This window comes from Pseudomonadota bacterium, from assembly GCA_030859565.1.
In the GTDB taxonomy this organism is placed as follows: domain Bacteria; phylum Pseudomonadota; class Gammaproteobacteria; order JACCXJ01; family JACCXJ01; genus USCg-Taylor.
The window spans coordinates 1-10,245 of the sequence record JALZJW010000134.1; the positions used below are offsets into that span (position 1 = coordinate 1).

Sequence of the window (10,245 nt, forward strand, 5' to 3'; positions counted from 1 at the left end):
TCCAGACGACCGGGTAAAACAGCCGCAGAAGCGGTGCCAGGATCGTACTGGCCGGGAAGGCCACCTTTTCCGGGTACAAGACCGCGAGGGTCTTCGGAGCGACCTCGGAGAAGATGAGCATGACCAGGGTCAGGAGGGCCGCGGCGAGCGCGATCCCCGCTCGCCCCATGAGGCTGAGCGCGATGACCGTCGCCAGGGATGAGGCGAGGTTATTGACGAAATTGTTACCGAGCAGGATGAGACCGATCAAGCGGTCGGGCCGCTCCAGAAGCGCGCTGACGCGCACGGCACCGCGATGGTGTTGATCCGCGAGGTGCCGTAACCGATAGCGGTTTAGGGTCATCAACGCGGTCTCGGACCCCGAGAAAAAGGCCGACAATAGAATGAGGACGATCAGACCGGCGAACAATGCGCCGATCGGGACATCAGGCAACGAATGAGCGCCTCGCGATTTTCCATCCTTTATTATTCTTTATTCAAGCGCCGAGGCCGTGTCAAGTGAAGCAGTAATCGTGGTTGGGACCGCTTTCTTTATCCGGCCGGCTGCTGTCAAATAGGTCACCTGACAACGATGACGGGGAAACAAAGCTCCATGACGGAGGTTGCCGCTCCATGAGTATCGATCTAAGCGCTCAAATTGACGGTATGGTGAGGCTCGGGGGCGGGGCGGCCGGCCGGTATGCGCCAGCAAGCGAGCTTCGACCGCCGATTACGGCGCCGGAACGGATTACGCTGCCCGATGCGGAGCTGATGCTGTGGCGCGAATTGTTTACCGGCTCGGAGAGTGCGGGCTATTTTCAATGCTTATCCGACGGCGTGGACTGGCGGCAGGATCGCATCACGCTTTTCGGCCGCACGGTTAACTCACCACGCCTGACGGCCTGGTACGGCGAGGCGGGCGTGACCTACGCGTACTCGGGCCTAAGCTTGGTCGCGGGGGGCTGGTTGCCGGCGCTCTTGGGCATTCGGGAGCGGGTAGGGCAGGCGGCAGGGACGAACTTCAATAGCGTGTTGCTGAATCTCTATCGCAATGAGGGGGATTCCATGGGCTGGCATAGCGACGATGAGCCGAGTTTAGGCGACAACCCGGTCATTGGCTCGGTGAGCTTCGGGGCCGCCCGAACCTTCCAGCTACAGCACAAGCGCTGCAAGACCTACCGTTCGGTGGTCGATGTGACCGACGGCAGCCTCCTCCTCATGTGCGGGTCGACGCAACACCACTGGCGCCACCGCGTGCCCAAATCGAACGTGCCTTGTAGCCCGAGGATTAATCTCACGTTCAGAACGATCAAGTAACGTCCTTCCGCGAGCCATCACTACGGCCGAAACCATGTATCCGCAGCGCGAATCCCCGTTCGTCTTCCCGTGTTCGTTCCCTATTAAGGCCATGGGGCATGCGGCGGAGGACTTCGACGTGCTGGTCGTCGGGATCGTGCGCAAGCACATGCGCAATCTCAGCGAAACGGCGGTAACGACGCGCCGGAGCCGCGGCGGGCGCTATCTGGCCGTGACGGTGACGGTGGAGGCCGAGAGCCAGGCCCAGCTCGATGCCATCTACCACGAGTTGAGCAGTCACCGGTGCGTGGTCCTGGTGCTGTAATCGCGAGCGATGCGGCCTCTCGTCCGGGATCTCGGATTAGCGGAGTACACCATGGCGTGGGAGGCGATGCGCCGATTCACGGACCGGCGCACCGAGGCAACGGTGGATGAGATCTGGCTGCTCGAACATCCGCCGGTGTTCACGCTCGGATTAGGCGGTAAAGAGGAGCATCTTCTGGATCCGGGCGCAATCCCAGTGGTCCGTTGCGATCGCGGCGGGCAGGTGACCTACCATGGGCCGGGGCAATTGGTCGTTTATGTGCTTGCCGATTTGCGGCGCATGGGTTTGGGAGTCAAGCGCTTCGTTAACGCGCTGGAGCAAGCGGTGATCGACCTGTGCGTGACTTGGCGGATCCTCGCGCGCAGACGTTCCAGTGCGCCGGGAGTCTATCTCGACGGCGCGAAGGTGGCCGCGATAGGTTTGCGGGTGCGGCGCGGCTGTACGTTCCATGGGCTCGCGCTCAACGTGAACATGGACCTCAGCCCGTTTCGGAGAATTAACCCCTGCGGTTACGCGGGGCTGCGGGTGACCCAGCTTTACGACCAGGGCGTCGCGGAAAGCATGAGCGTGGTCAAGGAACCGCTGGTTGCCAGCCTTCTCGATAATCTCGGTTATGATATTGGCACGTTCACCGGGACGCGAGGACCGTTAATCGATGTCACTCAACGAGACCACTTCATCACTCACCGGCCGGCGTAAGATCGCGCCGGCCGCCAGCCCGCCCCTGGCGCGCAAGCCGCCTTGGATCCGCGCCCGGTTCCCGGTTGCGCCCGCGGTTCTGCGGTTGAAGGAATTGCTCAGGGAACGGCGCCTCCACACCGTGTGCGAAGAAGCCGCCTGCCCGAACCTCGGCGAGTGTTTTGCGCACGGAACCGCCACCTTCATGATCCTCGGAGACATCTGTACCCGGCGCTGTCCGTTTTGCGATGTCGCCCATGGGCGGCCGGGCGCGGTCGATCCCCTCGAACCGCAACGCCTGGCGGAGGCAGTGGCGGTTATGGGCCTTTCCTATGTGGTCATCACCTCGGTCGATCGCGACGATCTGGAAGATCGCGGTGCCGGCCATTTCGCCGCGTGCATCGCGGCGCTGCGCCAACGGCTTCCCGGGATCACCATCGAAATCTTGGTGCCCGATTTCCGCCGGCGCGTGGAGCTGGCATTGGAGCGGCTCTATACGGCGCTCCCTGATGTCTTCAACCATAATCTCGAGACCGTTCCGCGCTTGTACCGCAAGGTCCGCCCCGGCGCCGACTATGCTGGCTCGCTGCATCTCCTCCAGCGCTTCAAGCAGGCACACGCCTTGATCCCGACTAAATCCGGTCTCATGCTAGGCTTGGGAGAAACACTGGACGAAGTGAAGCAGACCCTGCAAGACTTACGTGCGCATGCGTGCGACATGCTGACGCTCGGTCAATACCTGCAACCGAGCCGTTATCATTTGCCCGTCGAGCGGTTCGTCACGCCGGAGGAGTTTCGAGCGCTCGGCGATTATGCTAAAGCGCTCGGATTTAGCCGGGTCGCGAGCGGGCCAATGGTGCGTTCGTCTTACCACGCTGACAGACAGGCACGGGGCGATGCGGTAGGGGCGCCCGGTAGCGATTAAGCGGCAGGAACGGGGTCGCCGTCGCTCGCGGTACCGCTGCCGGTAACCCGCCGGGAACCGAACCTCTACCCCCGCTTGAAGCGCGCCGCTTCGTCGGACCCGCCCGTGGCGTTGCCGGCGCTGTAGGAATGGGCGCCGACACCGGCGAGCTTGCCGGCATCGACCACCAGGTACTCGTTGCGGATGGGTCGGCCTTCGAACCAGCACTCCAGGATCTCACGCGTACCGGCCGCGTAGCGCGCTTGCGCCGCGAGGCTGGTGCCCGAGATGTGCGGGGTCATGCCGTGGTGGGGCATGGTGCGCCACGGGTGGTCCTGGGGCGGCGGCTGCGGAAACCACACATCCCCGGCGTAACCGGCAAGCCGGCCGCTCTCCAGCGCACGGGCGATCGCCTCGCGATCGCAGATCTTGCCGCGCGCGGTGTTGACGATGTAGGCGCCGCGCTTCATCTTGCCGAGCAGCGCCTCGTTGAAGAGATGCTCCGTCTCGGGGTGCAGCGGGCAGTTGATGGTGACCACATCGCAGACCCGCACCAGCGATTCGACGTTCGGATGGAAGGTGAGGCCCAGTTCCCGCTCGATGTCCGGGGAGAGACGATGCCGATCGGTGTAGTGGAGCTTGACATCGAAGGGTTTGAGCCTGCGCAACACGGCGAGGCCGATGCGCCCGGCGGCCACGGTCCCGACCGCCATGCCTTCGATATCGTAGGAACGCGCGACGCAATCGGCAATGTTCCAGCCCTTGTCGATCACCCACTGATACGAGGGGATGTAGTTGCGCACCAGCGCGAGGATCATCATCACCACGTGCTCGGCGACGCTGATGCTGTTGCAATAAGTGACCTCGGCCACCGTGATCCCGCGTTCGATCGCCGCCTGCAGATCGGTATGGTCCGAACCGATGCCGGCGGTGACGATGAGCTTGAGCTTCGGTGACTTGGCGATGCGCGCCGCAGTCATGTAGGCCGGCCAGAAGGGCTGCGAGATGACGATGTCCGCATCGAGCAACTCCCGCTCCAGGACCGAGTCGGGCCCGTCCTTGTCCGAGGTGACGACGAGCTTGTGACCATTCCCTTCCAGGAACTTGCGCAGGCCTAGGGCACCCGAGACGCTGCCCAGCAATTGACCAGGCTGGAAATCGATGCCCTTGGGAGAGGGCAGGCTTTGCCCGCCGGGATACCGCTCGAGCTTGGGGACATCATCGCGGGCGTAGGATTTCGGGTAGCCGGTGACGGGATCGTCGTAAAGCACGCAAACAACCTTGGCCATGATAGGACCTCCTCGGGTTCTTGGATCGTTGCAGACTGCCGGGCCTAGGCCCGTCGTCCGTCCCGGCGCGGCCGGGAGCGCGAGATCCTACGGCGCAAGACGCCGGTCAGTCCAATCGTTTGTTTGGATGGGTCAATTTGCGGGGCTTATCAGCGTGTCAAAGCGGCTCTGGAGATCGAGGCCCGCGAACACTTCCCAGGCCGCGGCAATGAGCGGGGGCGGCGGCTGGTGGCGGAGCGCGATAAGCCCAATAGGCCGCGACAACTCCGGGGACAGAGGAATGGCGGTGACCTCCTCGCGCATGTCGAGGAGGAACAGGATGCTGTGGGGCACGATGGTGTGGAGCCCGGCGCAGCGGACATGGGCATAGAGCGCAAAGGCGGAGTCGGTCTCGACCGCAACATTCGGTGCGGTCCCCGCCTGCCGGAAGGCCGCGTCGATGATGCGGCGGTTCTGCATATTGGGGGTGAGCAGGCAAAGCGGCAGCTCGGCGGCCTCGGACCAACTCATCCCCGCGCGCCCGCGAAACGCCCCACGATTCGGCGCCAGCAACAGGTAGCGCTCCCGGTACAAGGCGAGGACATGGAAACCCCCCAGCCGTTGGTCTTCGAGGTAGGTGAGACCGAGGTCCAACTCGAAGCCGTCGAGCCTGCGGATGATCTCTTCGGCGGAGAGCGAAAAGACTGCCTGGTGGATACCGGGATGGGCCGCGCGGCTCTGTGAAGTCAGCAGTGGGACGACCGGCATCGTCGTGGGGATGGCGCCGATGCGCAAGGCTCCCGTAATTGAACCGCGCGAACGCGCCGCCTCCTGCCGGAGCCCCTCCCAGTCCGCAAGGACGCGCTGTGCCCAGCCGAGGAGCCGCTCGCCTTCGGGGGTGAGGCCCTGGAAGCGCTGATCACGACGAACGATGGCGATGCCTAGCTCTTCCTCGAGGTGCTGAATGGCCGCCGACAGGGCCGGCTGCGAGACGTGGCAGAACTCCGCGGCGCGGGCGAAGTGGCGCGTCCTGGCCAGCGCCACGAGGTATTGGAGTTGGCGGATGAACATGGCTTGATGCGATGCCCTGGGCTTGTTTTGGCCTTGAGTCCCTGGGATTCCTCGATGTCTACACCCTGGCAATCGTCGCCGGCATGGTCAGCCGCGTGGCGAGTGATATTTTGCAAAGAAAGGGGGCCGAAAGAAAGGGGGGCCGGGCATCGGCCTTTCCGCCGGAATCCAAGAATCCGGCGGACGGCCGACGTTGTCCGCCCAGCGTGGGTCACTTGTCGGATGGCGCAGACCCCCCAGGGAGGCCGCACTCTAGCCGGGACCGAGGTGGTAGCGGACGCGTACCCGAAGCGGGCGTTCCGTGCCACTCGGGCTACTGACGTACCAATAACTGGAGGTGTAAGATGATACCGACACGAAATGACTGGAGAGAGGAGCGTGCGGTGCTCCTGGCTGCAGCCTGCGCCCTCATTGGACTGTTCCCCGGAGGGGTGCTGGCGGCGGGCGAGGGCCCGAACATCTGCGGGAAGACGACGGGGCAGCTCTTGAAGGCATGCCGGCTCGAGGCCCGCGACGACTACCGCGTCGGAACCGCGATCTGCTTGAACTTGAGTGACGCCTCGGAGGCCTGCAGACGCGCCACGCGAGAGGCTCGGTCGGAGGCCTTGGCAGAGTGCAGGGATGTTCGGGAGGCCCGCGACGAGGTCTGTGAAGGTGTTGGTCAGGGTCCGTACGACCCGGTCATCGATCCGGCGAATTTCGTCTCTAAAATCACCAATCGCTATGCGCCGTTCAGGCCGGGAGCGTGGTGGGAGTATGAGAAGCAGACCGAAGAGGGGTTGGAGCGGATCCGCGTCGAAGTGCTCCAGAAGCGCCGGGAGATCCTGGGCGTCGGCGTGACCACCATTCGAGACCGCGCCTGGCTGGATGGCGTGCTGATCGAGGACACCATCGACTGGCTGGCTCAGGACAAGGCCGGGAACGTCTGGTATTTCGGCGAGATCTCCAAGAACTTCGAGGATGGTCTGCTCGCGAATCTTGATGGCTCTTGGGAGGCGGGCAAGGACGGCGACAAGCCGGGCTTCTGGATCAAGAGAGCACCCCGGGTGGGTGAGTTCTACCGGCAAGAGTATGCGCTTGACAACGAGGCGGAGGACATCGTCGAGGTGCTGGACCTGGATGCCCAGGAAACCGTTCCCTTCGCGAACGGGCGGCCGGTCCTCAAGACACGGGACTTCACCCCGCTCGAACCCGATGCCGAGGAGTTCAAGTTCTACGTTCCGGGAAGCGGGTTAGTACTCGAGCTGGATCCGGAGACGGGTGAGAGGCTGGAATTGGTCGATTTTTCACGGTGAGTCACTGAAGTGCCGGACCGGGCGGCTGCGAGCCGCCCGCGCCGGCTCCGTTAGCATCGCAGACCCGTGCGAGCTTAGAATCGAGATCGGGCCGGGGCGGAAAAGGTTAACAGCAATGCAGATATTACCAAGAGCGTGGAGCCCGATCTGGGCCGTGGCCGGCATCATCGCGGGCCTGATGACCCTCGAGATTATAGAAGAGCCCGACATGACGCTCGGTCAGATCCTCATGGAGCTTGCCGAGCCCGTCCTCATCGTGCTGGCCGTGGCGGGAGTGGTGCACCTGCTCGGACGCATGCAACGTCAGCACCGGGAACAGCTCTCGCTGATGCGGGATCTCGAGGTAGCGCGCGCCGAGGGGGCGCAGTGGCGGGCCGACATGCGCGAGCTGCTGAAGGGCCTCGGTTCGGCCATCGACGCTCAGTTCGATCGCTGGCAGTTGACGGCCGCCGAACGGGAGATAGCGCTCCTGATGCTCAAGGGTCTCAGTCACAAGGAGATTGCGCGCGCGCGTGACACCAGCGAGCGAACGATTCGCCAGCAGGCGCAAGCGATCTATGGGAAGGCGAATCTCAGTGGGCGGGCGGCGCTGTCGGCCTTCTTTCTCGAGGACCTCCTGCTACCGCGCGAACAAAGCGGGTGATGCGCGCTAGTCGGATGAGCGCTGAGCTTGAAAGAACCTCCTGTTGCGTCGTCGGTGGCGGGCCGGCGGGGGCGGTGCTGTCGCTGCTCTTGGCCCGTAACGGCGTGCCGGTCACGTTGCTCGAGGGGCATAAGGACTTCGACCGCGAGTTCCGTGGCGACACCTTGCATCCCTCGGTCATGGAGATCATGGATGAGATCGGGCTTGCGGACGCCTTGCTCGATCTTCCCCACACCAAGATCCACAACCTCACCCTGCGGACTAAGCAGGCCGCCTTCAAGATGGTGGATTTCACCCGGCTAAAAACGCGCTTTCCCTATATCACGCTCATGCCGCAGGCGAAGTTCCTCGAATTCGTCACCGGACAGGCGCGGCGCTATCCCCATTTTAGGCTCCTCATGGGCGCCCAGGTGCGAGATCTGATCATGGAGGACGGGGTCAGCCGCGGTGTGCGGTACTGGGACGAGCCAGGCATTGAACGCGAGCTGCGGGCGCTCCTGACCGTCGCCGCCGACGGGCGATTCTCGCGCCTTCGCAAGCTCGCCGGACTTGCACCGGTACGCAGCTCCCCTCCCATGGACGTACTCTGGTTCCGGTTACCCAGGTCTCCCGGCGATACACAAGGCTTCGGAGGCCGCATCGGTCAGGGCCGCATGCTAGCCATCCTGCCGCGGGAAGATCACTTCCAATTAGGATACCTGATCTTGAAAGGCGGCTACCAAGCATTGCGTGAAGAAGGTATCGAGAAATTCCATGCCTCGCTGGTATCGCTTGCGCCCGAGTTTGCCGAGCGGGTATCTTTGATAAAGAGCTGGGGCGACCTTGCTATACTACCCGTGGAATCGAGTTGCCTCAGGAAATGGTATCTGCCGGGCTTGCTCTTAATCGGTGATGCGGCCCACGTCATGTCGCCGGTCGGCGGGGTGGGGATCAACTATGCCATACAGGACGCGGTGGTCGCGGCCAATGTCTTGAGCGAAGCACTGCGCAATGGCCGGGTCATGGAAACCGATCTCGCGCGGGTGCAACGCGAGCGCTATTGGCCGACTCGCTTCATCCAGCGCTTTCAGGCCTTCATTCAAGAGCGCGTGATCCGGACCGCCCTCGACCCCAATGCCTCGTTTGCGCCCCCGGCGCTCTTTCGTCTGCCGTTGCTGCGCCGGCTGCCCGCCCGCATCGTCGGCTTCGGTCTGCGCAAGGTCCACGTGGAGTAAGCGAAGCTTTGGCAACAATATGGGAACCTCTAAAAGATGACCGGCACCCGATTCGATCTCGAAGTACGACCCGTACTCCCTACGGTCCTCGTCAGGCTGGAAGAACTGGCCAATGATCTAGTGTATAGCTGGAACCGCCCGATCCGAACGCTGTTCGCGCATCTGGACCGCGATCTTTGGCATGCCTGTGGCCATAACCTGAAGATATTCTTGCGCCGGGTGGCGCAGGATAAACTCGAAGCGGCGGCCAAAAATCTTGTCTACCTGCAGGATTATCGCAGTGTGCTTTCCGATTATGACACCTATCTGGCGAAGGAGGTCAATCCGGAAGTCAGGACATTAATCGATCCCGGCCGCAATCTGATCGCGTACTTCTGTGCCGAGTTCGGGCTTCACGAGAGCCTGCCGATCTATTCGGGAGGGCTCGGGATCCTCGCCGGGGATCACTGCAAGGCGGCGAGTGATCTCGGCTTGCCGTTTATCGCTGTCGGTCTTCTTTATCGCGTGGGGTCTTTTGAGCAAACGCTCGACGGGACTGGTAATCAGCAATTAAAGCCATCGCGCCTCGAGTTCAACGATCTGCCGATTAACCCCGTACTCGATGCGCGCCAGTGTCCGCTTACCGTCGCGGTGGAGCTTCCCGGCCGCGAGGTCGTCATCCAACTCTGGCAGGCCCTTGTGGGCCATATCCGGCTTGTTCTTCTCGATACCGACGTCAGCGCCAACAGCGGCGAAGACCGTCACATCACCCACCAACTTTACGGCGGCGACAAGCACACGCGCATTCAACAGGAGATGGTGCTCGGCATCGGAGGCGCGCGGGCGCTGCGCGCGCTGGGGATAGCGCCGACGGTCTGGCATATCAACGAAGGGCATGCCGCGTTCTTGGTCCTGGAAAGATGCCGTGCACTGGTGGAAAGCGGAATCGATTTCGGGGCCGCCCTCGAACAGGTCGCCGCGGGGACTGTATTTACTACGCACACGCCGGTCCCGGCCGGTCACGACATCTTCGACGCGAGCATGGTCGGGCACTATTTCAAGGGCTTCCCGGAGCGGCTCGGGCTCTGCGAAGAGGAGTTCCTAAGACTCGGGATCAGCACCAATCACGGGGGCGATTTTAATCAAACCGCGCTCGCGATCCGCGGTTCGCGTTTTCATAACGGCGTGAGCCGCACCCACGCAGAGACGGCCGCGCGGATGGAGGCCACTATCTGGCCCGAGGTCCCGGCGCATGAAAACCCCATCGAGTGCATCGCCAACGGCGTGCATGTGCAAACCTTTCTAGCCGCGGCCTGGGTGCATCTATTCGATTTGCGCTTCGGAATTCAATGGCGCAATGAGCTGCTCAACGAAGCGTTCTGGGAGCGCATCGACGATCTCCCCAACTCGGCTTTCTGGAGCACACGCCAGCTTTTGAAATCGGACCTGATGAAGGAACTCCGTGAGCGCGCCGGCGCGCAGTTTAGAAGGAACGGTTACAGTCAATCGCTCATTAATCGCCTTACCCGCCATCTCGGACCCGACGACGACATCCTCGTCATCGGCTACGCGCGCCGTTTTGCCACCTACAAG

9 protein-coding genes and 2 pseudogenes are annotated in these 10,245 nt (G+C 62.8%); 8 read left to right on the forward strand and 3 right to left on the reverse strand.

The window, feature by feature from the left end:
* Window positions 1–433 (reverse strand): CNNM domain-containing protein (locus M3436_16510; protein MDQ3565644.1); only part of this gene is annotated, 433 nt, incomplete at its 3' end.
* A 179-nt stretch (window positions 434–612) separates the two neighbouring features.
* On the opposite strand from M3436_16510, the gene M3436_16515 reads away from it, so the two are divergent.
* The 4 genes and pseudogenes from M3436_16515 to lipA all read left to right on the forward strand — a co-directional run bounded on the left by M3436_16515 (window position 613) and on the right by lipA (window position 3,203).
* Window positions 613–1,296 (forward strand): alpha-ketoglutarate-dependent dioxygenase AlkB, encoded by a 684-nt coding sequence (locus M3436_16515; protein MDQ3565645.1) that lies wholly within the window; start codon window positions 613–615, stop codon window positions 1,294–1,296.
* Window positions 1,297–1,330: 34 nt separating this feature from the next.
* On the forward strand, window positions 1,331–1,600 hold the full coding sequence (locus M3436_16520) for a DUF493 domain-containing protein (protein ID MDQ3565646.1): 270 nt from the start codon (window positions 1,331–1,333) through the stop codon (window positions 1,598–1,600).
* Window positions 1,601–1,609: 9 nt separating this feature from the next.
* Window positions 1,610–2,170: pseudogene (gene lipB / locus M3436_16525) on the forward strand (lipoyl(octanoyl) transferase LipB).
* 160 nt (window positions 2,171–2,330) lie between these two features.
* Window positions 2,331–3,203 (forward strand): annotated as a pseudogene (lipA, locus tag M3436_16530) (lipoyl synthase).
* Window positions 3,204–3,268: 65 nt separating this feature from the next.
* Here the strand turns inward: lipA and M3436_16535 are convergent.
* Both M3436_16535 and M3436_16540 read right to left on the reverse strand, forming a co-directional pair.
* On the reverse strand, window positions 3,269–4,471 hold the full coding sequence (locus M3436_16535) for an NAD-dependent formate dehydrogenase (protein ID MDQ3565647.1): 1,203 nt from the start codon (window positions 4,469–4,471) through the stop codon (window positions 3,269–3,271).
* A 132-nt stretch (window positions 4,472–4,603) separates the two neighbouring features.
* Window positions 4,604–5,521, reverse strand: a complete 918-nt coding sequence (locus tag M3436_16540) for a LysR family transcriptional regulator (GenBank protein MDQ3565648.1) — start codon at window positions 5,519–5,521, stop codon at window positions 4,604–4,606.
* A 344-nt stretch (window positions 5,522–5,865) separates the two neighbouring features.
* Here M3436_16540 and M3436_16545 point away from each other — a divergent pair, with 344 nt between their 5' ends.
* The 4 genes from M3436_16545 to glgP all read left to right on the forward strand — a co-directional run.
* Entirely contained in the window at window positions 5,866–6,816 is a 951-nt protein-coding gene (locus M3436_16545) for a hypothetical protein (GenBank protein ID MDQ3565649.1), read from the forward strand.
* A gap of 115 nt (window positions 6,817–6,931) precedes the next feature.
* Complete coding sequence (locus tag M3436_16550; GenBank protein MDQ3565650.1) at window positions 6,932–7,459, forward strand: LuxR C-terminal-related transcriptional regulator; 528 nt, start codon at window positions 6,932–6,934, stop codon at window positions 7,457–7,459.
* Window positions 7,460–7,473: 14 nt separating this feature from the next.
* Complete coding sequence (locus M3436_16555) at window positions 7,474–8,673, forward strand: FAD-dependent oxidoreductase (GenBank protein MDQ3565651.1); 1,200 nt, start codon at window positions 7,474–7,476, stop codon at window positions 8,671–8,673.
* 36 nt (window positions 8,674–8,709) lie between these two features.
* The coding region (gene glgP / locus M3436_16560) for an alpha-glucan family phosphorylase (GenBank protein ID MDQ3565652.1) at window positions 8,710–10,245 on the forward strand (1,536 nt) is incomplete at its 3' end.